Below are 25,904 nucleotides of genomic sequence, written 5' to 3'. Positions count from 1 at the left end.
CAGATGTCGACAAATCAGCAAACAGGCTCAGTTCGTCCCGGTGGGGTTCGAGGGCTCCGAGGAGCCGCCCAGGTCCTCGATCCAGCCCGTCACCGAGCCGAACCAGTCACTGAGCTGCCCCCAGTAGCTCTTGCCGGTGCCGATCCAGTCCTGGAGCGGGCTCAGCTCCCAGATCAGCCAGCCCGCGACGAACAGGATGACGACCGTGAACAGGCAGCCCTTCAGACAGCCCAGACCGGGGATGCGCATCGGGTTGGCGCTGCGCTGCCGCGGCTGCCGGGGCTCCCGGGCCGGACGCTGCGGCTCCGGCGGCGGCGCGTACCGCTGCGGCTGGGGCTGGGGCTGCTGCCGGCGCTGCGGCTCCGGCGGCGGGGCGTACCGCTGGGGCTGGGGCTGCTGCGGGTAGCCGTACCCCGGGCCGGGCTGCTGCTGGGGCTGCGGACGCCGCTGCGGGGGCTGCTGCGGCTGCTGCTGGGGCCTGGCGACCTGCCGCTGGGGGCGGCGGCGCAGCGGGTCCTGGTCCGGGTCGAGGTACTGGACCTGGGTCTGCTCGTTGCGGTCGCGGGCCGCGCGGAGCTGGTTCTGCCAGGGGTGCGGGTCCTCCGGCCCGGCGCCGGGCCCGCCCGGCTGACCGGGCGGTACGGGGGGCATGACGGCCGTGGGGTCGGCGGCGCCGGCCGGGCCGCCGGTCTGCGGCAGGACGCTGGTCGCGCCGTTGGGGTCGTAGGCGGCGCCCGCGCCGTGCGGCAGCACCTGCGTCGGGTCGGCGGCGCCGGGCGCGTCGGGCACCGGCGCGGGCGCCGGGTCGGGTACCAGGAGCGCGCCGACGTTCTCGGCGGCGGCGATCTGCGCGGAGTTCGCGTGCACGCCGATGCCGTCGGCGACGACGCGCAGGCCGCGCGCGAGGTTCTCGGCGCTGGGCCGCTCGTCGGGGTTCTTGCGCAGGCAGCGCTCGATGACCGTCCACAGCGGGTCGGGGACCGTGGAGGGGCGGCGCGGTTCGGCGCTCAGGTGCTGGTGCAGCACCTCCAGGGCGGAGCCGCCGGAGAACGGCGGGCGGCCGGTGACCAGCTCGTACAGCAGGATGCCGGCGCCGTAGATGTCGACGGCGGAGGTCTGCGGGCGGCCCTCGGCGGACTCGGGGGCGATGTACGCGGGCGTGCCGACGAACTCGTGGGTGCGGGTCAGGCCCGGGGAGTCGGCGAGGCGGGCGATGCCGAAGTCGGTCAGCATCGGGTGCATCTCGCCGCCCTGCTGCTCGAGCAGGACGTTGGCGGGCTTCAGGTCGCGGTGCACCACGCCGTCGGCGTGACTGGCACCGAGCGCGTCGGCGATCTGCGCGGTCAGCAGGGCGGCGGCGACGGGGGTGAAGGGGCCGTTCTCGCGGAGGTGGCGGTGCAGGTCGGGACCCTCGACGAGGTCCATGACCAGCGCCAGCAGATCGCCCTCGACGACCAGGTCGCGGACCCGGACGATGTTGGGATGGGTGAGCCGGAGCAGGACGGACCGCTCCCGCAGGAAGCGCATCACGACGTCGGCGTCGTTCGCGAGCTCCTCCTTGAGGACCTTGATCGCGACGGTCTCGCCGGGCTGTCCGGGCACGGCCGCCTCGGCGCCCGCGGTCTCCCGCTGGCGGGCTCGCCAGACGGTGCCCGTGGCGCCGCGTCCGAGCGGCTCCTCGAGCAGGTACTTGCTGCCGACTGGCCGCACGTCACGCACTCCCTGCTGCTTGCTTGGCGTACACCCTGGTCCACCGCGCTACGGAACGTTCCGACCCACTGTAGTGCCGCCGCGCGGGATACCGGCCGGTCGTCCTCGACGTGATCTCCCCGTGGGTCATACGCACCGGTTCCCGTCCGTGTTCGGAGGTTCGCAGGAAAGACGCCCGACTCGGTCCGTTGGTTGCCGCATGCCGGACGTGACCGATCTCAAACGGACCCGGAACGATCATTCGCTCCTCACCCGTCGGGCACTTTTGCGGGCAGAGCCGACCAATCAAGATCATTCGCTGCCGGAGGGCGGGCGCGTTGTCGGTGGCAGGTGCGAGGATGCGTGCAGTACTGGCCGTACGTGCGCGTGTGGCGGTGGGGGAAGTCCGCGGCGGGGGACCGCGGGGCGGTGGTGTCCCCCCGCGTCGCGGGCGCCCGCGCAGAAGGGACCCCTGACGGCGATGCAGATCCGGCTGACCGTCGTAGACCCGCTGGGCCCCTCCTCCCCCGCGCGGGAGCGGGCCGCGAGCTGCGACGTACTGGTCACGGCCCCCGCGGGCACGGCCCTGGCCGCGGTCGCCTCCGCGCTGGCCTCGGCGGTCTCCGGCGGCGACGGCCCGTCCGGCTCCTCGGGCCCGCCGGTGCTGTACGCCGGTGACCAGCGGCTCGACGCCCAGCGCTGCACGCTGGGGGAACCGCCGCTGATCGACGGCGTGGTGCTGGCCGTGGGCGCCCCGGGCGAGCCCGAGCCGCATCCCGAGCTGGACGGGGCCCCGACCCGGCTGCACGTCGTCGCCGGCCCCGACGCGGGCGGGGTGCACCTGCTGCACGGCGGCGAGATCCGCATAGGCCGTTCCGCCGACGCCGACGTGCCGCTGGACGACCCGGACGTCTCCCGGCTGCACTGCGCGGTGACGGTCGCCCCGGACGGCGGCGTCTCGGTCGCCGACCTCGGCTCCACCAACGGCACGACCCTGGACGGCCGGCGCGTGGGCCCCCGCCCGGTCCGTCTCGCCCCGGGCGCGCTCCTGCGCATCGGCGAGTCGGCCCTGCGCCTGACCCCGGCGGCGGGTCCCCGCGCGCGAACGGCCACGACACCGGACGGCGAGGGGCACGTACGGGTGCCGCTCCCGTCCGGGCCGGCCGACGACGAGGACGCCCACGCGCACGCGGCGGCACCGGCGGCGCCCACCCACCACACCCACGGTTCGGCCGGCTGGGCCGTGCCGGCACAGGAGGCGGAGGAGACACCGGACGCTCCGCGGCGGGCCGGCGCGAGCGGACCGCCGCGGGTGCCGGGACAGGGCCGCGCCCCCGGGATCGAGCGCACCGGAACCACCCCCGGGGAGCGCGCGGTGCACACGGTCACCCGGGGAGACGTGCCCCGCCTCCCCCAGGGCCGCCGCGTGTCGCGGCCGCTGCCCGCCGACGGGGACACGCACGCGGGGCGCTCCGGCACGGGCGCGCGCGGTGCGGGCCCCGACGCCGCCGACCGCTCCGCCGGGACGGCTTTCGAGGAGGCCCGGGACGGGGCGTCCGGTGGCGCCGCTCCCGGCCGGCCGGCCGCCCCGGCGTCCGGCCGGACGTCCGGCGGCGCACCCGGCCGCCTCACCGGCCCGACCACCGGGCCCGCCACCGGCCACATGGCCGGCGGCACGCCCTCCGTCCCGCACCAGGAGTCCCCCGGGACCCGCAAGGGCACCCCCGTGCGCGGCACCGACCTCCCCCGGCCGACGGGCGGGCGCAGGCGCGGCGGGCTCACCGCCTGGGCACGGCGGCTGACCGGCGGACGGCAGGAACCGGAGGCCACGTGGTCCGCCCACGGCGAGGAGGGCCCCGGTACCGCACCCGACCCGGGCGTGACCGCCCCCGGCGTGCCCGAGACCTGGCCGGACCCCGCCACGCTGCTGCTGACCGCGCTCGGCCCCGGCCCCCGGCTGTGGGAGCGCGGACCGGGCCACCCGGAGGCGCTCGCGGTGCGGCTCGGCACCGCGGACCGGCCGGCGCCGGACGGCTCCGGTCTGCTGCCCGCCGTACCGGTGACCTCGGGGCTGCGCGAGGTCGGCGGGCTGGGACTGGCCGGCCCGCGCGAGCGGCTCGCCGGGCTGGCCCGCGCGGTGCTCGCCCAGCTCGCCGCGCTGCACTCCCCCGACTCCCTGGAGATCGTCCTGATCGCCGCGGACCCCTCCCGCCCCCTGGCGGAGCGCACCGCCGAGTGGTCCTGGCTGGGCTGGCTGCCGCACGTGCGCCCGGGGCGCGGCCAGGACTGCCGCCTGCTCCTCGCGCACGACCGCGAACAGGCCACGGCCCGCGCCGAGGAACTGCTGCGCCGGCTGGAGGACCACGACCACGCGGCCCCCCGCATATCCGGCGCCGGCGAAGGGCCGTACACCGTGGTCGTCGTGGACGGCGACCCCGGCGGCCCCGAGGCGCGCGAGGCGGTGGCACGGCTGGCCCTGGAGGGGCCCCGGGCCGGGATCCACGTGCTGTGCCTCGCCGAGACGGCCGCCGCCTCCCCCGCGTCCCCGGTGACGGAGACGTACGAGACGGCCTGCGCGGTGGCGCCGGCGTTCCGGCGGTGCGGGGCCGTCGCCCTGCTCAGCGGGGACGTGGCGACCGCCCTGCGCCTGCTGCGGGTGGCCGGGACCGGCTCCGGCCGTCCCCCCGGCCCCGTCGGCCACGGCACCCTCGCCACGGTCGACGCGGTCTCCCCCGCCTGGGCCGAGCGGTTCGCGCGGGCGCTCGCCCCGCTGCGCACGGACGGCGCCGGCGGCGAGCGGCACGCGCGCGTGTCGGCGCCGCTGCCCCCGTCGGCGCGGCTGCTGGACGAACTGGGCCTGGCCCGGGCCACCCCGGCCTCGCTGATGGCCCGCTGGGCGGACGCGGCCGACGACACCCAGGCGCTCGGCGGACGCGTCACCGCCGTACTGGGCGCCGGTCCGCGCGGCCCGGTCGTCGCCGACCTCGCCGCCGACGGACCGCACCTGCTGGTCGAGGGGCCGTCCGGCAGCGGTCGTACGGAACTGCTGCGGGCGGTCGTCGCCTCGCTGGCCGCCGCCGAGCGTCCCGACCGGCTGGCCGTCGTGCTGGTCGACGGCCGGGGCGTGCCCACGGCGGGCGCCGCGGCCGGCGAGGGGCTGCGCGTGTGTACGGACGTACCGCACGTCACCACGCATCTGTGCGCCAACGACCCGGTGCGGATGCGGGAGTTCGCGCAGTCCCTGAGCGCCGAGCTGAAGCGGCGCGCGGAGCTGCTGGGCCGGTCGGACTTCGCGGAGTGGCACACCGGGCGGGAGCTGTCGGACCGCATGGTCGCCCAGCGCACGGCCGCGTCCCGCGCGGGCGCGGCGGCCGGCGGGGAGCAGAACGGGGACCTCGACACCCCGTCCAGTTCGACGCTGCGGCTGCGGCCCGGGGCGAACCGGCGCAAGACGGAGGCCCCGCCGCCGCTGCCCCGGCTGGTGGTGGTCGTGGACGACCTGGACGCGCTGGTCTCCCCCGCGCTCGGCGCGCCGGGGCGGCCCGCCGCCGGATCGGTGATGCGGGCGCTGGAGGCGGTGGCGCGGGACGGCGAGCGGCTGGGCGTGCACCTGGTGGCGGCCACCGGGCCCTGCGCCCGTACGGCGCAGACCGAGCCGGTGCGGCAGGCGTCGCTGCGGATCGCGCTCGACGCGCCGGTGCCGGGGGGCGGGCCGGACGAACCGGCGCCGGGGCGGGGGCGGCTGGCCCGTCCGGACGGGCGGGTGACGGCGTTCCAGGGCGGCCGGGTGACCGGTCGCATCCCGCGGACGGCGACCCTGCGGCCGACGGTCGTTCCTCTGGAGTGGCACCGCATGGGGGATCCGCCGGCCCGCCGGCAGGTGCGCGAGCTCGGTAACGGGCCCACCGATCTGGCGCTGCTCGCCAGTGCGCTGGAGCGGGCGGCGCGTCAGGTCGCGGCGGCGGAGGTGCCGTCGCTGCTCTGACGGGGACGGTCGGTCGTCGCGGGCCGGGTGTCCTCCGTGCACGTTCCTGCGCGGGTGCCCGGCGCGGTGGCCGGGCGGGGGTGGGTCGCGCTGCCCGGCGCTGGCCGGGTGCCTCCCCCACTCTCGGCTCCGCTCGAGCGGGAGGTGCCCCCACCGCCCACCCGTGCCGCCCTGGGGGTACCTCCCAGGCCCTTGAGGCACTGGGGGAGGCACGACTGCCCGCGGTGACGCGGCGGGGTGGTGCCCTCGGGCGCGGCGGTGACGCGGGGTCACGACGCGGTCACGATCGGCGGGTTGACGCGGGACGCGGTCTTGCCACCCCCATCCCCCGGGCGTAGACCAGAGCGCACGGGACAGCGCTCGGCGTTCGACGGAGTACGAAGAACGGGGCAGTGATGCGCAGGACGAGCAGGATCATCCGGATACGCAGGTCGCCCGACAATCACGTGACGGCTCCCCGCAGGGGCGCGCGGGCCGCCGCGGCACTCGCCGCCGGAGTGCTCGCGGTCTCGCTCACCGCGTGCGGTGGCGACGACGACGGCGGCGAGGACAAGGGCGGCGGCACCGGCGGGACCGGGAACACCGTCACCCTCCCCGAGCTGGACGGCGCGAGCCTGGAGGTCGCCGCCGTGTGGACCGGCACCGAGCAGGCCAACTTCAAGAAGGTCCTCGCGGAGTTCGAGAAGCGCACCGGCGCCAAGGTGACCTTCGTCCCCGCCCAGGACCCGATCATCAACTTCCTCGGCTCGAAGGTCGCGGGCGGCGCCCCGCCGGACGTGGCGATGCTGCCGCAGCCGGGCGCCATCAAGCAGGCCGTCGACAAGGGCTGGGCCAAGCCGCTCGGGGCCGGGGCGGCCAAGGAGCTCGGCGAGAACTACTCGCAGGGCTGGCAGGACATCGGCAAGGTCGACGGCAAGCAGTACGGCGTCTACTACAAGGCCGCCAACAAGTCGCTGATCTGGTACAACGCCCAGGTCTTCGAGAACGCGGGCGCGGCCGAGCCGAAGACGTGGGACGAACTGCTCACCGCCGCGCAGACGGTGTACGACTCCGGTGTCACCCCGTTCTCGGTCGGCGGCGCCGAAGGCTGGACGCTGACCGACTGGTTCGAGAACGTCTACCTCTCGCAGGCCGGTCCGGAGAAGTACGACCAGCTCGCCCGGCACGAGATCAAGTGGACGGACCCGTCCGTCAAGGAGGCCCTGACCACGCTCGCCGGGATCTGGGGCAAGAAGGACTACGTCGCCTCCGGCGCGCTGCAGACCGATTTCCCGACCTCCGTGACGCAGACCTTCACCGGTGGCGACCAGCCCAAGGCCGGCATGGTCTACGAGGGCGACTTCGCGCAGGTCAACATCGGCGAGACCGAGGCGGAGGTGGGCACGGACGCCAAGGTGTTCCCGTTCCCGGCGGTCGGGGACGCCCCGCCCGTGGTGTCCGGCGGCGACGCGGCGGTGATCCTGGAGGACTCCGAGGCGTCCCAGGCGCTGGCGACCTTCCTGGCCTCCCCGGACGCCGCGCGCATCCACGCCGGGCTCGGCGGCTACCTCTCGCCGAACAGGAACGTGCCGGACTCGGCGTACCCCAACGAGGTGCAGCGGAAGATGGCCAGGGCGCTGGTCGACGCCGGTGACGACTTCCGCTTCGACATGTCCGACCAGGCCCCGCAGGCGTTCGGCGGCACGCCCGGCAAGGGCGAGTGGAAGGCGCTGCAGGACTTCCTGAAGAACCCGGAGGACATCGCCGGCACGCAGGCGAAGCTGGAGGCCGACGCGGCCGCGGCGTACGGGAACTGAACCGGCCATGGCGTCGGACACGGCGGCGGGGGCACCGAAGACGGCCCCTGCCGCTCCCAAGTCGCGCAAGAGCGTCACCGGCACCCGCACCACCGTCGCGGCGCTGTTCCTGCTGCCCGCGCTCGTCCTGCTCGGTGCGCTCGTGGTCTACCCGATCGGGTACTCCGTCGTCCGCAGCCTCTACGACCAGTCCGGCGACGGTTTCGCCGGATTAGACAACTACCGGGCGCTGTTCACCGACGACGGCATCCGCACCGCCCTGAAGAACAACGTCGTCTGGGTGGTGTTCGCGCCGACGGTGGCGACCGCGCTCGGCCTGGTCTTCGCGGTGCTGACCGAACGGGTGCGCTGGGGAACGGCGTTCAAGCTGGTCGTCTTCATGCCGATGGCGATCTCGATGCTGGCGGCCGGCATCATCTTCCGCCTGGTGTACGACCAGGACCCGGACAAGGGCGTGGCGAACGCGGTGTGGGTGGGGGTGCACGACACCTTCGCCCAGTCCTCGGCGTTCCCGAAGGCGCACCCGGGCCGCGAGTCGCCCCTCGTACGGGACGACGACGGCGCCTTCGTCACCGGCGAAACGGTGAGCGCGGGCGACGTGGTCACGCTGCCGCTGGTCGGGGTCGCCCCGGACCTGCTGCCGGACGACGCGCGGCGGGCGGCGGCGCCGAAGCCGGAGGGCGACCGGATCACCGGCACCACCTGGCAGGACTTCACCCGCGGCAAGGGCGTCGGCACGCTGAACGCCGTCGACGCCTCGGAGCTGGGCTACGCCGGGATGAGGATCGAGGCCGTGAAGGGCGGCGAGGTGGTGGAGACGGCCACGGCGGCCGCCGACGGCACCTTCTCCTTCTCCGCCGAGGCCGACGGCGCCCGGCTGAGGCTCCCGGCGAGCAACTTCGAGGAGCCGTACAACGGCCTGGACTGGCTCGGCCCGTCGCTGGTCACACCGGCGATCATCGGCTCGTACATCTGGATGTGGGCGGGCTTCGCGATGGTGCTGATCGCGGCCGGGCTCGCGGGCATGCCCCGGGAGCTGCTGGAGGCCGCGCGGGTGGACGGCGCGAACGAGTGGCAGGTGTTCCGCAGGGTCACGGTGCCCCTGCTGGCGCCGGTCCTCGCGGTCGTCACCGTCACCCTGATGATCAACGTGCTGAAGGTGTTCGACCTGGTCTTCATCATCGCCCCGGGCTCCTCCCAGGACGACGCGAACGTCCTCGCGCTGGAGCTGTACCGCAAGGGCTTCGCGTCGGACCAGCCGGGCATCGCCAGCGCGATCGCGGTGTTCCTGCTGCTCCTGGTGATCCCGGTGATGTGGTTCAACGTGCGGCGGCTTCGGCGGGAGGTCCGACGGTGAACTCGCGTGCGTACGGCGGCGGCCGGGGGCCCGGGGGTTGTCCCCCGGACGGGCACAGCAACGTGCGGCGGCTTCGGCGGGAGGTCGGGCGATGAGTGTCACCAAGGCCGGTGTGCCGCCGGTCTCCCCCGTCAAGGCCGAGCGGCCGCTGGGCTCCCGGCTGAGCGCGTGGGTGAGCGGCGGCCTGGTGCGCGTCTTCCTCGTCGTCGTCGGCCTGTTCTGGCTGGTGCCGACGGTCGGGCTGCTGCTGGCCAGCCTGCGCACCCCGCAGGACATGGCCGCCGAGGGCTGGTGGAAGGTGTTCACCGAGCCCTCGCGCCTCACCTTCGGCGCCTACGAGAAGCTGCTGGAGAACGACGACATCACCGGCTCGCTGCTGAACACGGCGTACATCACCGTCCCGGCGACCGTGCTGGTGGTGGTGATCGGCTCCCTCGCGGGGTACGCCTTCGCCTGGATGGAGTTCCCCGGCCGGGACTGGTGGTTCCTGGCCGTGGTGGGACTGCTGGTGGTGCCGGTGCAGGTGGCGCTGATCCCGATCGCCGAACTCTTCGGCAGCCTGGGCATCTTCGGCTCCGTGACCGGTGTGGTCCTCTTCCACGTCGGTTTCGGTCTGCCGTTCGCGGTGTTCCTGCTGCGGAACTTCTTCGCGGAGATCCCGAGGGAGCTGCTGGAGGCGGCCCGGCTGGACGGCGCGGGCGAACTGCGCCTGTTCGTACGGGTCGTGATGCCGCTCGCCGGTCCGGCCATCGCCGCGCTCGGCATCTTCCAGTTCCTGTGGGTGTGGAACGACATGCTGGTCGCGCTGATCTTCACCGACTCGGGGAGCCAGCCGATCACGGTCGCCCTGCAGACGCAGGTACGGCAGTTCGGCAACAACGTCGACGTCCTGGCGCCCGGCGCGTTCATCTCGATGGTGGTCCCGCTGGTCGTGTTCTTCGCGTTCCAGCGGCAGTTCGTCTCCGGTGTGATGGCGGGTGCGGTGAAGTAGCCGACGCGCGGGTCGCGTTGAGGGGGCGGACCGCCGAAGGTCCGCCCCTTCGTGTGACGGGCGTCCCCCGGATGCCTCAGGGGGCGTAACCAAGTGGGGCCCGCGGCCGTTGCCGGGCAGAACGCCCGCGCCGACCGTTGGATGCCCCTTGCCCAGGTTCAGTGTCATTGTCCCCGCGTACCAGGTTCAGGCGTATCTGCACGAGTGCCTGGACTCCGTGCTGTCCCAGTCGTACCCCGATCTCGAACTGATCGCCGTCGACGACTGCTCGCCGGACGCCTGCGGTGCGGTGATCGACGAGTTCGCGGCCCGCGACCCGCGCGTACGGGCCGTGCACCTGCCGGCGAACGCGGGCCTCGGCCCGGCCCGCAACGCCGGGATGGAGCGGGCGACCGGCGACTACCTGGTGTTCCTGGACGGCGACGACACCCTCACGCCCGACGCGCTGCTCGCCCTCGCCGACCGGCTGAAGGAGACGGGCGAACCGGACGTGCTGGTCTACGACTACGCGCGCACCCACTGGTCGGGCGAGGCCGTGCGCAACCGGGTCGCCGCCGAGCTCACCGAGCAGGGTCCCGCGCCGTTCCGGCTGGCGGACCGGCCGGGACTGCTGAACCTGCTGATGGTGGCGTGGAACAAGGCCTACCGGCGGGAGTTCGTCGAGCGCGCGGGCTTCGCCTTCCCGCCCGGCTACTACGAGGACACCCCGTGGACGTACCCGGTCCTGATGACGGCGGAGTCGATCGCCACCCTGGACCGGGTCTGCGTGCACTACCGGCAGCGCCGGACCGGCGGCATCCTGCGCACCACCAGCGAACGGCACTTCGACGTCTTCGACCAGTACGACCGGGTCTTCGCGTTCCTCGACGAGCGGCCCGAACTGCGGTGCTGGCGGCCGGTGCTGTTCCGCCGCATGCTCGACCACCTGGTGACGGTGTACACCCGGCGGGACCGGCTGCCGCACGGGTCGCGCGCCGCCTTCCTGCGCCGGGCGCGCGTCCACTGCCGGCGTCACCGGACGCCCGGCGCGTCCGGGTCCGCGCGCGCCCGGGTCCACCACACCATGGTCCGTCTCGGACTGCACCGCACCTACCGGGCGCTGCGGCTGGCGGCGGCGCTGCGCCGCAGGTGGGCCCGGATCGCGGGACGGCTGCCGCGCGCCCTGCGCCGCACGGCCCTGCGCCTGCACTACCGGGTCCAGCGGCTGCTCCCGCTCCGTGCCGACCGGGCCGTCTTCGCCGCCCACGGGGGCCGCGGCCACGGCGGCGACCCGGGCGCCCTGGAGTCCGCGCTGCGCGAGCTGGTCCCGCACGTCCGCACCGCCTGGGTGGCCCGCCCCGAGCACCACCACACCCTTCCCCCGGCCGCCCGCCGGCTCGTCCCCGGCACGGCCGCCCACTTCAGCGCGCTCGCCCGGTCCGCGTACCTGGTGACCGACGCCGACGTGGTGCCGGGGCTGGTCAAGCGCAAGGGGCAGGTCCTGGTGCAGACGCGGCGCGGCACCCCCCTCGGGCACGTGGGCCTGGACCTGCTGGAGCGTCCCGCGGCGGCCCGGGACACGGACTTCGCGCGGCTCCTCGAGGGCGTCGACCAGTGGGACTACGTCGTCTCCGCCAACCGCCACTCGACGCTGACCTGGGAGCGGGTCTGCCCCGGCCGCTACACCACCCTGGAGTACGGCAGGCCGCGCACCGACCGGTTCCACACGGCGACCGGGGCGGACGTGGCCCGGCTGCGGGAGTCGCTCGGCATCCCCGAGGGGTCGGTGGCGATCCTGTACGCGCCGGCCCACCGCGACTACCGGCGCACCCAGCGCCGGCTGCTCGACCTGGAGCGCGTGGTGCGCCGCCTCGGTCCGCGGTTCGTCGTCCTGTCCCGCGCCCGCCACCCGTACGGCGGACCGCTGGAGGCCGCCTCCGACCGGGTCCTGGACGTCACCGGCCACCCGGACGTCATCTCGCTGTGCCTGGCCTCGGACGCCCTGGTCACGGACTACTCGCCGCTGATGTTCGACTACGCGGGCCTGGACCGGCCGGTCGTGCTGCACATCGACGACTGGGAGGCGTACGAGGCGGCCCGCGGCGCCTACTTCGACCCGCGGACGTTCCCGCCGGGCCCGGTCGCGGGCGGCGAGGACGAACTGATCGACGTCTTCACGACCGGCCACTGGTGCGGCGCCCGCTCCGCCCGGCTGCGGGCGGACTTCCGGGAACGCTTCTGCCCGTACGACGACGGCCGCGCCGCCGAGCGGGTGGTGCGCCGGGTGGTGCTCGGGGAGACGGACCTGCCGCCGGTGGTGCCGCCGGCCGGGCGCCGCCCGGTGCCGCCGGCCGGCGCCGTGTCCGGCCCGTCGTCGCTCACGACGGTGCCGCCGCAGCAGCCCGCCGGCGTGCTGGCCGTCACCGACCGCGGCTGACCGCCGTTCCCCTTGTGGACCCAGGGAGTTCCCATGCCCCCCGGCTCGTCGCGGCCCACCCCGACCCGGCCGCCCGCCCGACGGCCGTCGGGGCGGCCCGGCCGGCGCCCCGCCCGCTGAGGGCGCCACGCCCTCCTCTACGAGAAAGAGCAGCATGCCCCGCTTCAGCATCATCGTCCCGTCCCACGAGGTCGCCGGCCGGCTGGGCCGGGCGCTGGACTCGGTCCTCGCCCAGTCCTTCGGCGACTTCGAGCTGATCCCGGTCTGCGAGGCACCCGGGTCTCCCGCGGCCGACGTGGCCGCCCGGCACGCCGAGCGGGACTCGCGGGTGGTGCCGGTGCACGCGCCGCCGTCGGCCGGGCTGGCGGGCGCCCGCAACGCGGGGACGCGGGCGGCCACGGGGACGTACCTGCTCTTCCTCGACGGTGACGACGTCCTCGTACCGGGTGCGCTGGCGGCGCTGGACGCGCGTCTGGCGGAGACCGGTCCGGTGGACGTGCTGCACTGTGAGCACGAGCGGGTGCCCTGGTGGGAGGGGGAGCCCGGCAACCCGGCCGCGCCGCTGCTGGCGAGGGCCCCCGACGGCGCGTTCTCCCCCGACCGCGCCCCGCACCTCACCGGCGTGGGCCTCCCGGCGTGGAGCGCGGTCTGGCGCCGCGCCTTCGTCGCCGAGCGGGATCTCGCCTTCCCCGCGGGGCACTTCACCGACATCGGCTGGGGCGGGTCGGCGATGCTCCGCGCCGAGCGGGTGGCGGTGCTGCGCTCGGTCGTCGTACGGCACCTGGTGCGGCGCCAGGGCAGCCGGCTCAACCTGCCCGGGGAGCACCACGCCGAACTGCTGGACCAGGTCGAGCTGGTGCTGGAGCGGGCCGCCGAACAGGGGCTGTCCGCCGAGCGGTCGGCGCCGTTGTTCGAGCAGTTGTTCGCCGCCGTGCTGAAGACGGCCGCCCGTCCCCGGCGGCTCCCGTCGGGCCGCCGCGCCTTCTTCCACCGGGCGAGCACCCTGTACCGCCGCCACCGCCCCGCCGGATACCGGCCGCCGGGCGGCAGCCTCGGGGCGCAGCACCGGCTGCTGGCGTCGGGCTCGTACGGGGCGTTCGCCGCCCTGCGCGGCGCCCGCCGCGCGGTGGCGCGGGCGACGGCGGCGGTGCCGCGCCCGCGGGGCCTGCGCACCCGGCTGCTGTACCGGATGCACCTGCGCCGCCCGCTCGATCCGAACCTCGCCGTGTACTGCGCGTACTGGGGCCGCGGCTACGCCTGCAACCCGGCCGCGATCCACGCGAAGGCCCGCGAACTCGCCCCGCACATCCGCTCGGTGTTCCTGGTGGAGGCGGACCGGGCGCACACCGTGCCGGACGGCGTCGAGTACGCGGTCCTCGGCAGCCGCCGCTGCTGGGAGGTGCTGGCCCGCGCGACGTACCTGGTCAACAACGCCAACTTCGCGGAGGGCGTGGTCAAGCGGCCCGGCAGCGTCCACCTCCAGACGCAGCACGGCACCCCGCTGAAGACCATGGGCGTCGACCAGTCGACGTACCCGGTGGTGGCGGCCGCCACCGGCAGCTTCACCAAGCTGCTGGGCCGGGTGGACCGCTGGGACTACAACCTCTCCGCCAACCCGCACTCCACGCGCGTGTGGGAGCGCGCCTTCCCCGGCTCCTACGAGCACCTGGAGTACGGCTATCCGCGCAACGACGTGTACTGCACGGCCACCGCCGACGACGTGGCCCGGATCCGCGCGGAGCTGGGCGTCCCGCGGGGCGCGCGGGCCGTGCTGTACGCGCCCACCCACCGCGACCACCGCACCGGTTTCGAGCCCGGCCTCGACCTGGAGGCGTTCTGCGAGGCGGCCGGCGAGGACGTCGTCGTCCTGCTGCGCGCCCACTACTTCTACGACCGGGGCGGGCGCGGGAACGGCGGCCGGGTCATCGACGTCACCGCGCACCCCTCGTCCGAGGACGTGTGCCTGGCCGCCGACGCGCTGGTCACCGACTACTCGTCGATCATGTTCGACTACGCCAACCTGGACCGGCCGATCGTGGTGTACGCCGACGACTGGGACGTCTACCGGGAGATCCGGGGCGTCTGCTTCGACCTGATGGACGGGCCGCCGGGACCGGTGGTCCGCACCCCCGACGAGCTGGCCCGCGTGTTCCGCGACGGCTCGTACGCGGACGCGGGGTCGGCCGCGCTGCGGGCCCGGTTCCGGGAGCGGTTCTGCCCCTTCGACGACGGGCGGGCCGCCGAGCGGGTCGTGCGCCGGGTGCTGCTCGGCGAGCCGCCCGAGGCCCTGCCGCCCGTGATCCCGCTCGCGGAGCGCGTCCCCGCCCCCGCGGCCGCCACCCTGGTGAGGAGCTGACGTGCCCCGCTTCAGCGTCGTCGTCCCCGTCCACAAGGTGCAGGCGTACCTGCACGCCTGCCTCGACTCGGTGCTCGGCCAGTCGTACCGCGACCTCGAGGTGATCGCCGTCGACGACCGCTCCCCCGACGGCTGCGGCGCGATCCTCGACGCGTACGCGGCCCGCGACGAGCGGGTCCGGGTGGTGCACCTGCCGGAGAACGTGGGCCTCGGCCGGGCCCGCAACGCGGGCATGGAGCAGGCGACGGGCGACTACCTGTTCTTCCTCGACGGCGACGACACCCTGACCCCGGGCGCGCTGCGCGCGACGGCCGACCGCCTCGACGAGACCGGCGACCCGGACGTCCTGGTCTTCGACTACGCCCGCACCCACTGGTGGGGCGGCACCCGCCGCAACGTCCTGGCGCCCCTGCTGGCGGAGGCGTCCGGGGGCACCTTCACCGCGGCCGAGCGGCCGGAGATCCTCGATCTGCTGATGGTGGTGTGGAACAAGGTCTACCGCCGCGACTTCGTCACGCGGGAGGGCTTCGTCTTCCCGCCCGGCCACTACGAGGACACGCCCTGGACGTTCCCGGTGCTGCTCAGCGCCGAGCGCATCGCCGTCCTGGACCGGATCTGCGTCTTCTACCGGCAGCGCCGCCGGGGCAGCATCCTGTCCACCACCGGCCGCGGTCACTTCGACGTCCACGAGCAGTACGCGCGGGTGTTCCGGTTCGTCGACGGCCGCCCGGCACTCGCGCACTGGCGGCCCTTCCTGCACGCCAAGATGGGCGAGCACTGTCTCGACGTCCTCTCCAAGCCGGACCGCCTGCCGCCGTCCGACAAGGGCGAGTTCTTCCGCCGTACGGCCGAGATGTTCCGGGCGCACCGGCCCGAGGGCGCGCCGGTCCCCGACGGGCTGCGGGTGCTGGAGGGGAGCTACGCCGGTTACCTCCTGCGGCAGCGGGCCGGGCGGGCGCGCCGGGAGCTGGGGCGGCGGGCCCGGCGGGCGGGCACGGCGACGGCGGCGCGGTACGCCCGTTCCCGGTCCCGGTCCGTGTTCAGCCGTCCGCTCGACCCGGACCTCGCCGTGTACTCGGCGTTCTCGCACCGGGGCGTGCTCGGCGACCCGGCGGCCGTCCACCGCGCGGCGCGCGAACTCGCCCCGCACCTCAGGGGCGTGTGGGTGCTGGCCGACGAGGAGCAGGCGGCCGGTCTCGATCCGGACACCGAGTACGTGCTGCTCGGCTCGCCCGGGTACCGCCGGGTGACCGAGCGGGCCACGTACTTCGTCAACAACGTCAACTGGCCGGGCGCGCTGGTCAAACGCCCCGGAAGCGTGCACATCCACACCCACCGGGGCACCCCGCTGAAGTACCTGGGCGCCGATCTGCTGGACCGGCCCGGCGCCCGGCTCGGCCTCGACGTTCCGCAGATGCTGCGCCGGGCCGACCGCTGGGACTACAGCCTGGTCGCCAACCGGCACTCCGAGCTGGTGTGGGAGCGGGCCTTCCCCTGTCACTTCACCTCCCTGCGCAGCGGCAGCCCGCGCAACGACGTGCTGGTCGCACCGCCGGCGGGCCGGGCGCGCGCGGTGCGCGAGCGGCTCGGCGTCCCGGACGGCGACACGGTGGTGCTGTACGCGCCGACCCGCCGCGACTACCGCAGGGGCGGGCTGGTGGAGCGGCTCGACCTCGCCCGGTTCGCCGCCGACCTGGGCGGGGGCCGCACCCTCGTCGTCCGTCTGCACCCCTCGCTGGCCACCGGGCCGGCGCGCGGCCTCGGCCTGTCCGAACTGCACCGGCGGGGCGTGCTCGTCGACGCCACGGACGAGCCGGAGGTGCAGGACCTGCTGCTCGCCGCCGACGTACTGGTCACCGACTACTCGTCGATCATGTTCGACTACGCCCTTCTGGACCGCCCGATCGTCGTGTACGCCGACGACTGGGAGGCCTACCGGGCGAGCCGGGGCACCTATCTGGACATCACGGCCGAGGCGCCGGGCCATGTGGCGCGCTCCCACTGGGAGCTGGCGTGGCTGTTCGACTCCGGGACCTGGCGGGACGCGGAGGCGGCGCGGCTGCGGTCGGCGTTCCGCGGGCGGTTCTGCGAGTTCGACGACGGCCGGGCCGCCGAGCGGGTGGTGCGGACGCTGATGCTGGGCGAGCGGATGCCCGAGCGGCCGGCCGGACCGGCCCGGGTGCCGTCCCAGGCCACCGGCCGCGACCTGCCGGCCCCGTCGTGAGGACGCGCACCCGGGTCCTGCTGCTGGCCGCCGTCTTCGCGCTGCTGCAACTCGCCAACGTCACCGGCCGGGACACCCCCGACAGCAAGAACTACCTGGCGTACGCGCTGAGTCTGACCGGTGCGGAGAAGCGGGAGGCGGCGACCGCCACCATCGACTGGTCCTGCGCGGGCCGGGCGTCGATCGCGCACCGCGAGCAGAACGTGGACGTGGTGCGCTTCCACGCCCCGGACCCCGCGCCGGAGGTGCTGCGGGAGTGCCGGGAGCGGGAGTGGGGGCAGGTGGAGGCCCGGCTGGCGGCCGGGCAGACCGGCGGGCACACCGTGCCGTTCATGCCGGAGCGGTTCATGCGGATCTTCGAGGCACGGCCCGGCTACCCGGTGTTCCTGGCGCCGTTCGTCGGCCTGTTCGGGGTGACCTGGGGCGCGTGGGCGGCGGGCGTGGTGGTGACCTGCGCGGGCGGGGTGCTCGTCTTCCTGGTGCTGCGCACCCTGGCGGTGTCCGTGCCGCTCGCGCTCACCGGGCAGGCGCTGTTCCTGGTCCTGCCGTGCGGGACGACCGCGATGCGCCCGATGACCGAGGGGCTGCTGCTGGCGCTCACCCTGGTGGCCCTGTGGGGGTGTGCGCTGGTGCTGGAGGGGCGGCGGACGCGGGCGGGCCTGGCGCTGGTGGGCGCCGCGCTGCTCGCGCTGTTCACCGTCAAGCACTCGCAGGCGCTGTTCCTCGGGCTGTGCCTGGCGGGCGCGGGCGCGGCGGTCGCCGTACGGCGCCGGCGGCGGGGGCGGCCGCCGGGGCGCGGGGTGGCGGCGCTCGCGGGAGCCGGGTGCGCGGGGGCGCTCGGCACGGTGCTGCTGGCCCGGCTGCTGCACCACCCGTCGGTGTCGGAGAGCGTGCAGGACCTGCTCACCGATCACTTCGCCCGCCCCGACCGGGAGCGGCCGTGGGCGGAGTTCCTCCAGTTGCAGGGGAACTTCTGGACGGAGTGGCTGCGGCGGCAGCTGTGGGAGCCGGTGTTCGTCGCGTTCCTGGTGGCCGGTGTCCTGGGGGCGCTGCGGCGGCCGGCGTTCGGCGTCTGCCTGGCCGCCGCTGCCTGCACGGGGTTCCTCAACCAGGCCGGGCACCCGGACATGAACATCTGGGGCGACCGGCTGATCACGCCCGCCTGGCTGCTGCCGGTGCTGGGCGTGCCGCTGCTGCTGGAGCCGGTGGTGCGGCGGGCGGTGGTGCCGGCGCAGGGGGCTCCGGTGGGGCTGGCGCGCTGACCAGCCGGTTCACCCGCTTCAGTCACTTCCCCGGTTCACCCGCTTCACTCGATGAGGTGATGCGAGGTCATGGCGCGGAGTGCGCCGGGAACATTCGGCAAATGCCCACGAAGCTCCCTTTCCGCACTCCCCGATGAGCTCCCCGGTCCTCGTCCGGCCGGCCGTGCGCGGTGCCACGGCGCTGCGCGGCGGCGGGGCCTGGCGCCCCACCCCGTACCAGTTCTTCGGCTTCCTGTTCTGGCTGGTGATGTCGCTGGCGTACTGGCGGGTGCCGCTGTGCTGCGACGCCGGGCAGCACGCGGCGGTCGTGGAGCGGCTCAAGGACGACCTGCTGGAGCCCCGGCACCCGATGGCGGACCTGCCGGGGGCGGGCAGCCCCTACTACTCGCCGTTCGCGCTGGCGCAGGGCGCGTTCGCCCGGCTGACCGGGCTGGGCGGCTGGGAGGTGCTCAAGCTCACCGGGCCGCTGAACCTGCTGGTGCTGCTCACCGGGATCGGCCGTTTCGTGCGGGTGCTGACCCCGCGTCCCTGGGCGCCGGTGCTGGCGCTCGGCGCGATGACGCTGCTGTGGGGGGTGGAGCGGGCCTGGTGGAGCGGCTACCTGAACCTGATGTCGATGACGGGCAACCTGGCCTACCCGTCGGCGTTCGCGATCGGGCTCGCCTTCTGGGCGTGGGCGCTGACGGGGACGCGGGCCCGGCAGGCGGAGGCCGTGCGGTACGTGGGGCCGAGCGGGCTGCGCCCGGCGTCCGGGTACGCGGCGCTGGGCGCCCTGTACGGGACGGTCCTGCTGGTGCATCCGATCACGGCGGTCGCGGCGGCGCTGGGCGCGGTGGCGCTGGTCGCCGGGTGGCAGCGGCGGTGGGGTCCGGCGGTTGCCGGCCGGTGGGCGCTGACGGGGGCGGCGGCGCTGCTGACGGCCGCCTGCTGGCCGTACTTCGACGTGTTCGCGCTGGCCGGGGACGACAGCGTGGACGCGATGCACCGGCGGCTGTACCTGGACCTCGGCGGGCAGTTCGGGCTGGCGCTGCTCGGGCTGCCGGCGCTGTGGCTGCGGGCGCGGCGCGGCTCCTGGCGGGATCCGCTGGTGCTGATGTTCGTCCTGGACTGCCTGGTGGTGGCGTACGGCTGGGCCGGCGGCCACTACACCTACGGCAGGATCCTCGGGCTCACGCTGGTGCCGCCGCAGTTCGCCCTGGCGGTGGAGCTGGCGGCGCCCCGGCCGTGGCCGGTGCGGCGGCGGCTGCTGGGCGGCGCCGCGGCGGCGGGGGCGTGCGCCGCGTTCCTGACCGTGCACGCCGGGGCGGTGGTGCCGGCGGGCTTCGCACGGCCGCCGGACTGGCCGTCGTACGACTGGGCCGCGCGGTACATCGAACCGGGCGAGGTGGTGATCACCGACGGCTACCACGCCGTCCACGCGATCGCCGGGTACGGGCCGAACCTCGCCGCGCCGGCCTGGCCGGACGCCTCGCTGGACGAGGGGGAACGGCTGCGGCGGGCGGCCGAGGTGCGCGCGTACCTCGACCCCGGTTCGACCCGCGCCGAGCGGGCCGCGGTCGTCCGCCGGTACCACGCGCGCTGGCTGCTGCTGACGCCGCGGCAGCGGGTGCCCGAGGAGGCGGTGGTGGTGGCGTGGAGCCGGCGGACGGGGGAGGTGCTGGCGCGGGTCGGGGGCGGGACCGGGACTACTCGATGACGAGGTCGACCGGGATGTTGCCGCGGGTGGCGTTGGAGTAGGGGCAGACCTGGTGGGCCTGCTCGACCAGCTTGCGGCCGGTCTCCTCCTCGATGCCCTCGGGCAGCTCGACGCGGAGCGTCACCGCCAGCCCGAAGCCCTCGCCCTGCTTGCCGAGGACGACCTCGGCGGTCACCGCGGCGTCGCTGACGTCGACCTTCGCCGCCCGGCCGACCACACCGAGGGCGCTGCCGAAGCAGGCCGCGTAACCGGCGGCGAACAGCTGCTCGGGGTTGGTGCCCTGGCCGTTGCCGCCGAGCTCCACGGGGGCGCTCAGGCCGAGGTCCAGCTTGCCGTCGGAGGTGACGGCGCGGCCCTCGCGGCCGTGGGTGGCGGTGGCGACAGCGGTGTAGAGCGCGTCCATGGAAAGGACCTTCCCTCTCGAGTCGTGACGCGGCCGGGCCCGTGGTGGGTCCGGCCGCCGTACGACCACAAGTAGAGCACGCAATTGAATTGTGCGCAACCAAATAGTCCGCGAGAGCTACCCTGGGGGCATGACAGCCACTCCGAGCCCACCACCCGCGACGGCCCCGCTGCCGGGCGCTGCGGACGACTGGCTCCGCCTGGACCAGCAGATCTGCTTCAACCTGCACGCCGCCTCCCGGGCCTTCAACGGCGTCTACCGGGTGGTCCTCAAGGACCTCGGGCTCACCTACCCGCAGTACCTGGTCATGCTGGTGCTGTGGGAGCACGGCACGCTGCCCGTGAAGAAGCTCGGCGAGCATCTGCGGCTGGACTCCGGCACCCTGTCCCCGCTGCTCAAGCGGCTGGAGGCGGCCGGCCTGGTGCGCCGGGAACGCAGTGCGCGCGACGAGCGGTCGGTGGAGGTGCGGCCCACCGAGGAGGGCACCGCGCTGCGGCAGCGGGCCCTGGAGGTGCCGCAGCGGATCGTGGCCGCGACCGGCTTCGAACTCGACGAGATCCGTGATCTGGGCACCCGCCTGCACCGGCTCACCACGGCACTGGACACGGCGGTGGCGGAAGGCGGGTGACGGCCGCCGGGGTGCGCCGCGTGCGCCGAGCGTCCTCAATGGAGGGCAGACACTCCGTGACGCTCCCGAGGACACCATGCAGCCCCCTCAGCCCCAGGCCGCCGTCGTCGTCATCGGCCACGACGACGCCGCCCACGTGGCCGACGCCGTGCGCTCGGCGCTCGGCCAGGGTCCCGCCGTACGCGAGGTCGTCGCCGTCGACGACTGCTCGACGGACGGCAGCGCCGATCTGCTGGACCGGCTCGCCGAGGACGAACCGCGGCTGCGGGTGATCCGGCTCCCCGCCAACAGCGGCGGCTGCGGCACCCCGCGCAACACCGGGCTCCTGGCGGTCACCTCGCCGTACGTGATGTTCCTGGACAGCGACGACGTGCTGCCGCCCGGCGCGGTGGACGCGCTGCTCACGGCCGCGGCCGGGGCGGACGCGCAGGTCGCGGCCGGACTGTGTGTGCGCCGCGAGCTGCCCTCGGGGCGCGAGGTGCCGTGGGAGCCGGCCCTGTACGCCGCGCCCGCCGTGCTCGCCCGCCCGGCGCTGCGCCCGCGCCTGGTCCACGACACGCTGTGCGTCAACAAGCTCTACGGCACGGCCTTCCTGCGCGCGCACGGCATCCGCTTCCCCGACGGCCGGTTCCCCTACGAGGACCTCGTGTTCACCGCGCGGGTGTGGGCCGCCGCCCCGCGCGTCGCGCTGGTCCCGGACCGGGTGTACGTCTGGCACGTCCGCCGGTCCGCGCGGCGGCTGTCGATCTCGCTGGACCGCGCGGACGTCGACAACTGGCGGGCCCGCACGCACGCCTGCCGCACCGCCCACGACATCCTGCTGGCCGCCGGGCAGAAACGGCTGGCGCGCCGGGCGCGGGCCAAGTTCCTCGACCACGACCTGCGCATGTACGCCCGCGAGCTGCCGCTGCACGACGAGGAGTACCGGCGGGAGTGGTGGGCGCACACGCGGGCGTTCCTCACGGAGTACGACGCCGCCGACTGGGCCCGCGACCCCGTGGCCCCGGGCCGGCTGATCGGGCGGGTGGTGCTGGCCTCCGCCGAGCCGTGCGACCTGTCCCGGCTGCGGGAGCTGGCGGCCCGGCCGGCCCGGCTGTGCCCGCCGTACGCCCGCGCGGCGGACGGCACGCCCTGCTGGTCGGCCGGCCTGCCCGGGATCACCCTGGAACCCCTGCTGACCCGGCCCGCGCCGCTGCTCCCGCTCGCCGTGGACGCGGAACTGCGCCCCCACGCGCACGGACCGCGGCTGCGGGTGCGCCTGCACGAGCTGTACGGCCGGGTGGCGCGGGCGGGGCCCTGGTCGGTGGAGACGGAGTGGCGCCACCGGGACCGGGGCGGCGCCCGCGTCCGCCGTACGGTCCCGCTGCGGACGGCCGCCGACGGCACCTGGGTGGCGGAGACGACCGTACGGCCGGACCGGCTGGCCACGCTCGGCACGGGCGCCTGGGACCTGCGGCTGCGGGTGCGCTTCCGGGACGGTTCGAGCCGCCGGGTCACCGCGCACGCGCTCGCCGGGCCGGGCCTGCTGCGCCGCTGCGCGATGCCGAGCCCCTGGCACGGCGTGGTGCTGGTGCGGCCGTACGCCACGCACTCGGGCGCGCTGGCCCTGCGCGTGGCGGCCGGCGTCCGCGGAGTCGTGCCGGTGCTGCGCGGAAGGCTGTGGCGCCTGCTTCACTAGGAGCCGGCCCTTTCCCCGCACCAGCACGGGCCGACGACGAGGGAGCGACCGTTCATGACCTGGTTGATCACCGGCGGCGCCGGCTACATCGGGGCGCACGTCGTCCGGGCGATGACCGGGGCGGGCGAGCGGACGGTGGTGTACGACGACCTGTCCACCGGTCTCGCCGAGCGGGTGCCGGACGGGGTGCCGCTGGTGGTCGGCTCGACCCTGGACGGCGGGCGGGTGGCGCGCGCCCTCGCGGACCACGAGGTCACCGGGGTCGTCCACCTGGCGGCGAAGAAGCAGGTCGCCGAGTCGGTGTCCCGTCCCCTGCACTACTACCGGGAGAACGTGGAGGGCCTGCGGGTCCTGCTGGACGCGGTGACGTCGGCCGGGGTGCGCTCCTTCGTCTTCTCCTCCTCGGCGGCGGTCTACGGCATGCCGGACGTGGAGCTCGTGACGGAGGAGACCCCCTGCGCGCCCCTGTCCCCGTACGGCGAGACGAAGCTGGCCGGCGAGTGGCTGGTCCGCGCGGCCGGCAGGGCGGCCGGACTCTCCACGGCCTGCCTGCGCTACTTCAACGTCGCCGGCGCCGCCCGCCCGGACCTCGCCGACACGGGCGTCTCCAACCTCGTCCCCATGATCTTCGAGAAGCTGACGGACGGCATGCCCCCGTGCGTGTTCGGCGACGACTACCCGACCCCCGACGGCACCTGTGTCCGCGACTACATCCACGTCGCCGACCTGGCGGAGGCCCATGTCGCGGCGGCCCGCACGCTGCGCTCCGCCCCCGGCCGGGACCTCACCCTCAACATCGGCCGCGGCGAGGGCGTCTCCGTCCGCGAGATGATCGACCGCGTCAACGCCCTCACCGGCCACGACCGCCCGCCCGTGGTCGCCCCCCGCCGCCCCGGCGACCCGGCCCGGGTCATCGCCTCCGCCGACCGCGCGGCCACGGAACTGGGCTGGAAGGCCCGCCGCGACATCGACGACATGATCGGCTCGGCCTGGGCCGGCTGGCTGCACCGGCACCCGTCGGCGCCCCGCCCCTGAGGCCCACCCGCGCCGAACGCGCCCTGGGCGCCGTCGTCGGCGACGCCCCCGCGCCGGGGACATCGCGTCCGGTCCCCGGCCGGGCCTCCGGAAGCGGGCGGTTCCGGGAACCGGTCACTTCCGCCAGAAGAGGTGGTGGGTCACGCCGCTCGGGCTGGGCACGACCTCCAGGTGGAACCGGTCGAGCAGTTCGTCGGGTGACTCCCACAGGCGCAGCCCGGACCCGAGCTTCACCGGCGAGACCGCCACGTGCAGGGTGTCGACGAGGCCGGCGTCGAGGAACTGCCGGATGGTGGTGACCCCGCCGCCGAGGCGGACGTCCTTGCCCTGCGCCGCCTCCCGGGCCTGTTCGAGGACCGTGGCGGGGTCGCCGGCGACGAAGTGGAACGTGGTGTCGGAGAGCGTGAACGAAGGACGCTCGTGGTGGGTCATGACGAACACCGGGGTGCGGAACGGGGGCTCCTCGCCCCACCAGCCGCGCCACTCGTGGTCGTGCCAGGGCCCGCGCTGGGGTCCGAACTTGTTGCGGCCCATGATCTCGGCACCGATGTTGCGGGCGTAGTCCCGGGTGAAGTAGTCGTCGAGACCCCGGCTGCCCCCGGGGTCGGTGCGCATGGGCCAGCTCGCCGTGGCGCCGGCCCAGGCGAACAGCCTCTCGGGCTCGACATGGCCGAACGGCCTCTCGAGGGTCTGGTCCTCACCGGCACCGATGCCGTCACTCGATACGTTGAAGTTCTGGACTCTCAGGAGCTGAGTCACGCGTTCCTCCGATGCTGTCGTGGAGTCGGATGATGAGGGTGGGACTCCCCGGGCCGGAGAAAGTCATCGCCGCGTCCGTGACCAACCAGAAATCCGGCTGCCCCCTCAGCCCCGGGGGTGCCCGTCGAGCTTCCCCACGACCCTGCCCCGCAGGAGTGCGTACTCCTCGCGCAGCCGGGCGGGTTCCGGCGGGCGGGGGACGACGGTGCCCTCCGTGACGGTCCCCCCGGGCCCGGACTGCTCACGGGTGAGGTCCATGTCCACGCCCGTGTCCGGGCGGTTGCACCCGTGGCAGTCCGTGCGCGCCCCGTCCACCGGGACCTCGCCGCGGAGCAGCTCACCGCCGGGCGGGGTGGTCCGGCGTCCGGTGCGGCCGGCACCCGGGCGTGCACGTGTCGGCGCCCCGGCCGGCGCGGACGGCCCGTTCGATGTCGGTGAGGAGCGGCGGTGTCGTGGCCGGCATCCTCGCAGCCGGCACCGACAACGCCGTCACAGCGCCCTCAGCGCCGCCGCCGTCGCCCGGGTCAGGGCCTCCAGGTACCCCTTGGGCGGCTTCGGGCCGCGGATCACCACCGAGCGCCAGTACAGGGGGCCCGAGATCAGGTCGAGGGCGAGGGCGGGGTCGGCGCCGGGGCGGAGTTCGCCGCGTTCCTGCGCCGCCGTGACGATGCCCTTGGCGACCCCGTCCTGGCCCTCGCGCAGCGCCTTCTGCAGGGCCTCGGCGATGTCGGGGTTGCGGGCGGCCTCGGCCTGGAGGTCGGGGAGGATCTGCGAGGCGACGGGGTGGCGCAGGGCGCGGGAGGTGACCTCGTACAGCAGGCGCAGGTCGCCCTCCAGGGAGCCGGTGTCCGGCGCGGGCAGGCCCTGGACGGCGATCGCGGAGACCAGGTCGAGGACCAGGTGCAGTTTGGAGCGCCAGCGGCGGTACACCGCGGTCTTGCCGACGCCCGCGCGGCGCGCGATCCCCTCGATCGACATCCGCGCGTAGCCGGCCGCGGCCAGTTCCTCGAAGACGGCCGCCCGGATGGCCTCCGTCACGTCCTGGCGCAGTACGGCGGCCCCGGCGGGGGCCCTGCGGCGCGGACGCGGCTGGGGCTCGTCGGCGTTCGTCGTCATGCGGACAGCATAGGCCGCCGCCGTCACGACGAAACGGTTGCGTTCCGACGTTCTTTCGACTTACGCTCCCGTTGCGACGATACGGCCCCGTCCCGACGTCCGAAACCGTTGCCTCCCCCTCCTCCTAGCGAAAGCAGCGGATGTGAGTCAGGTCCTCCACACACCGCCTCCCTCCCCGGCCGCCCCGCCCCCGGCCGAGGGCGACCTCGCGGCCCTCGCCGCCCGCCACGGCCTCACGGTCAGCGGTGCCCGGCCGTCCCTCGTCGAGTACGTCCGTCAGCTGTGGGACCGGCGGCACTTCATCCTCGCCTTCTCCCGGGCGAAGCTGACCGCCCAGTACAGTCAGGCCAAGCTCGGCCAGCTGTGGCAGGTGGCGACCCCGCTGCTGAACGCGGCGGTGTACTTCTTCATCTTCGGACTGCTGCTGGGCGCCAACCGGGGCATCCCGAAGGACGTGTACGTGCCGTTCCTGGTGACGGGCGTGTTCGTGTTCACCTTCACCCAGAGCTCGGT

The 25,904-nt window shown here is 75.1% G+C and carries 18 protein-coding genes; 13 read left to right on the top strand and 5 right to left on the bottom strand.

All coding sequences use genetic code 11. The annotated features are described in order from the left end of the window. Positions 1–27: 27 nt before the first annotated feature. Positions 28–1,710: a serine/threonine-protein kinase gene (locus tag ACFY3N_RS03970; RefSeq protein ID WP_390815058.1), complete on the bottom strand. Its 1,683-nt coding sequence runs from the start codon at positions 1,708–1,710 to the stop codon at positions 28–30. 460 nt (positions 1,711–2,170) lie between these two features. Here ACFY3N_RS03970 and ACFY3N_RS03965 point away from each other — a divergent pair, with 460 nt between their 5' ends. The 9 genes from ACFY3N_RS03965 (at position 2,171) to ACFY3N_RS03925 (ending at position 19,772) form a co-directional block, all read left to right on the top strand. Then, positions 2,171–5,674, top strand: coding sequence for an FHA domain-containing protein (locus tag ACFY3N_RS03965; protein ID WP_390815057.1), 3,504 nt, complete (start codon positions 2,171–2,173; stop codon positions 5,672–5,674). A gap of 395 nt (positions 5,675–6,069) precedes the next feature. After that, positions 6,070–7,470: an ABC transporter substrate-binding protein gene (locus ACFY3N_RS03960; protein ID WP_390815056.1), complete on the top strand. Its 1,401-nt coding sequence runs from the start codon at positions 6,070–6,072 to the stop codon at positions 7,468–7,470. A 7-nt stretch (positions 7,471–7,477) separates the two neighbouring features. After that, positions 7,478–8,827: a carbohydrate ABC transporter permease gene (locus ACFY3N_RS03955; RefSeq protein WP_390815055.1), complete on the top strand. Its 1,350-nt coding sequence runs from the start codon at positions 7,478–7,480 to the stop codon at positions 8,825–8,827. A 91-nt stretch (positions 8,828–8,918) separates the two neighbouring features. Further along, entirely contained in the window at positions 8,919–9,818 is a 900-nt protein-coding gene (locus tag ACFY3N_RS03950) for a carbohydrate ABC transporter permease (protein WP_390815054.1), read from the top strand. Between the two features lie 148 nt (positions 9,819–9,966). Further along, complete coding sequence (locus tag ACFY3N_RS03945) at positions 9,967–12,234, top strand: CDP-glycerol glycerophosphotransferase family protein (RefSeq protein WP_390815053.1); 2,268 nt, start codon at positions 9,967–9,969, stop codon at positions 12,232–12,234. 154 nt (positions 12,235–12,388) lie between these two features. Next, a complete protein-coding gene (locus ACFY3N_RS03940) occupies positions 12,389–14,590 on the top strand; it encodes a CDP-glycerol glycerophosphotransferase family protein (RefSeq protein ID WP_390815052.1) in 2,202 nt (733 codons plus the stop codon). Position 14,591: 1 nt separating this feature from the next. Further along, entirely contained in the window at positions 14,592–16,814 is a 2,223-nt protein-coding gene (locus tag ACFY3N_RS03935) for a CDP-glycerol glycerophosphotransferase family protein (protein WP_390815051.1), read from the top strand. Next, entirely contained in the window at positions 16,811–18,076 is a 1,266-nt protein-coding gene (locus tag ACFY3N_RS03930; RefSeq protein WP_390815050.1) for a hypothetical protein, read from the top strand. Before ACFY3N_RS03935 ends, ACFY3N_RS03930 begins: the two co-directional genes overlap by 4 nt. A gap of 133 nt (positions 18,077–18,209) precedes the next feature. Continuing rightward, entirely contained in the window at positions 18,210–19,772 is a 1,563-nt protein-coding gene (locus ACFY3N_RS03925; protein WP_390815049.1) for a hypothetical protein, read from the top strand. Here the strand turns inward: ACFY3N_RS03925 and ACFY3N_RS03920 are convergent. Next, a complete protein-coding gene (locus ACFY3N_RS03920; protein ID WP_390815048.1) occupies positions 19,762–20,175 on the bottom strand; it encodes an organic hydroperoxide resistance protein in 414 nt (137 codons plus the stop codon). The two genes, ACFY3N_RS03925 and ACFY3N_RS03920, sit on opposite strands and share 11 nt — an antisense overlap. Positions 20,176–20,305: 130 nt before the next feature. Between ACFY3N_RS03920 and ACFY3N_RS03915 the strand changes: the two genes are divergently transcribed. From ACFY3N_RS03915 to galE, 3 genes are all read left to right on the top strand, one after another. Next, positions 20,306–20,803: a MarR family winged helix-turn-helix transcriptional regulator gene (locus ACFY3N_RS03915; protein ID WP_390815047.1), complete on the top strand. Its 498-nt coding sequence runs from the start codon at positions 20,306–20,308 to the stop codon at positions 20,801–20,803. A gap of 76 nt (positions 20,804–20,879) precedes the next feature. After that, positions 20,880–22,481, top strand: a complete 1,602-nt coding sequence (locus ACFY3N_RS03910) for a glycosyltransferase family 2 protein (protein ID WP_390815046.1) — start codon at positions 20,880–20,882, stop codon at positions 22,479–22,481. Between the two features lie 54 nt (positions 22,482–22,535). Continuing rightward, positions 22,536–23,516: a UDP-glucose 4-epimerase GalE gene (gene galE / locus ACFY3N_RS03905; protein WP_390815045.1), complete on the top strand. Its 981-nt coding sequence runs from the start codon at positions 22,536–22,538 to the stop codon at positions 23,514–23,516. Positions 23,517–23,630: 114 nt separating this feature from the next. Here the strand turns inward: galE and ACFY3N_RS03900 are convergent, their stop codons facing one another. The 3 genes from ACFY3N_RS03900 to ACFY3N_RS03890 form a co-directional block, all read right to left on the bottom strand. After that, complete coding sequence (locus ACFY3N_RS03900; protein ID WP_390815044.1) at positions 23,631–24,275, bottom strand: dihydrofolate reductase family protein; 645 nt, start codon at positions 24,273–24,275, stop codon at positions 23,631–23,633. A gap of 105 nt (positions 24,276–24,380) precedes the next feature. After that, positions 24,381–24,533: a hypothetical protein gene (locus ACFY3N_RS03895; protein WP_390815043.1), complete on the bottom strand. Its 153-nt coding sequence runs from the start codon at positions 24,531–24,533 to the stop codon at positions 24,381–24,383. 231 nt (positions 24,534–24,764) lie between these two features. Continuing rightward, the gene (locus ACFY3N_RS03890) at positions 24,765–25,391 is read right to left on the bottom strand and encodes a TetR/AcrR family transcriptional regulator (RefSeq protein WP_390815042.1); all 627 of its coding nucleotides are present in this window, start codon (positions 25,389–25,391) and stop codon (positions 24,765–24,767) included. A 142-nt stretch (positions 25,392–25,533) separates the two neighbouring features. On the opposite strand from ACFY3N_RS03890, the gene ACFY3N_RS03885 reads away from it, so the two are divergent. Further along, on the top strand, positions 25,534–25,904 hold a 371-nt coding region (locus ACFY3N_RS03885), incomplete at its 3' end, for an ABC transporter permease (protein WP_390815041.1).

The sequence above is a fragment of the Streptomyces sp. NPDC000348 genome (genome assembly GCF_042898795.1).
Lineage (GTDB): Bacteria > Actinomycetota > Actinomycetes > Streptomycetales > Streptomycetaceae > Streptomyces.
The sequence above is the reverse complement of the archived record's forward strand: the minus strand, read 5'-3'. Positions and strand labels throughout refer to the sequence as shown.

Coding starts and splice junctions, on each gene's coding strand:
- ACFY3N_RS03965 (WP_390815057.1), top strand. CDS start 2,171: ATGCAGATCCGGCTGACCGTCGTAGACCCGCTGGGCCCCTCCTCCCCC.
- ACFY3N_RS03960 (WP_390815056.1), top strand. CDS start 6,070: ATGCGCAGGACGAGCAGGATCATCCGGATACGCAGGTCGCCCGACAAT.
- ACFY3N_RS03955 (WP_390815055.1), top strand. CDS start 7,478: ATGGCGTCGGACACGGCGGCGGGGGCACCGAAGACGGCCCCTGCCGCT.
- ACFY3N_RS03950 (WP_390815054.1), top strand. CDS start 8,919: ATGAGTGTCACCAAGGCCGGTGTGCCGCCGGTCTCCCCCGTCAAGGCC.
- ACFY3N_RS03940 (WP_390815052.1), top strand. CDS start 12,389: ATGCCCCGCTTCAGCATCATCGTCCCGTCCCACGAGGTCGCCGGCCGG.
- ACFY3N_RS03925 (WP_390815049.1), top strand. CDS start 18,210: ATGAGCTCCCCGGTCCTCGTCCGGCCGGCCGTGCGCGGTGCCACGGCG.
- ACFY3N_RS03920 (WP_390815048.1), bottom strand. CDS start 20,175: ATGGACGCGCTCTACACCGCTGTCGCCACCGCCACCCACGGCCGCGAG.
- ACFY3N_RS03915 (WP_390815047.1), top strand. CDS start 20,306: ATGACAGCCACTCCGAGCCCACCACCCGCGACGGCCCCGCTGCCGGGC.
- ACFY3N_RS03910 (WP_390815046.1), top strand. CDS start 20,880: ATGCAGCCCCCTCAGCCCCAGGCCGCCGTCGTCGTCATCGGCCACGAC.
- galE (WP_390815045.1), top strand. CDS start 22,536: ATGACCTGGTTGATCACCGGCGGCGCCGGCTACATCGGGGCGCACGTC.
- ACFY3N_RS03895 (WP_390815043.1), bottom strand. CDS start 24,533: ATGGACCTCACCCGTGAGCAGTCCGGGCCCGGGGGGACCGTCACGGAG.
- ACFY3N_RS03890 (WP_390815042.1), bottom strand. CDS start 25,391: ATGACGACGAACGCCGACGAGCCCCAGCCGCGTCCGCGCCGCAGGGCC.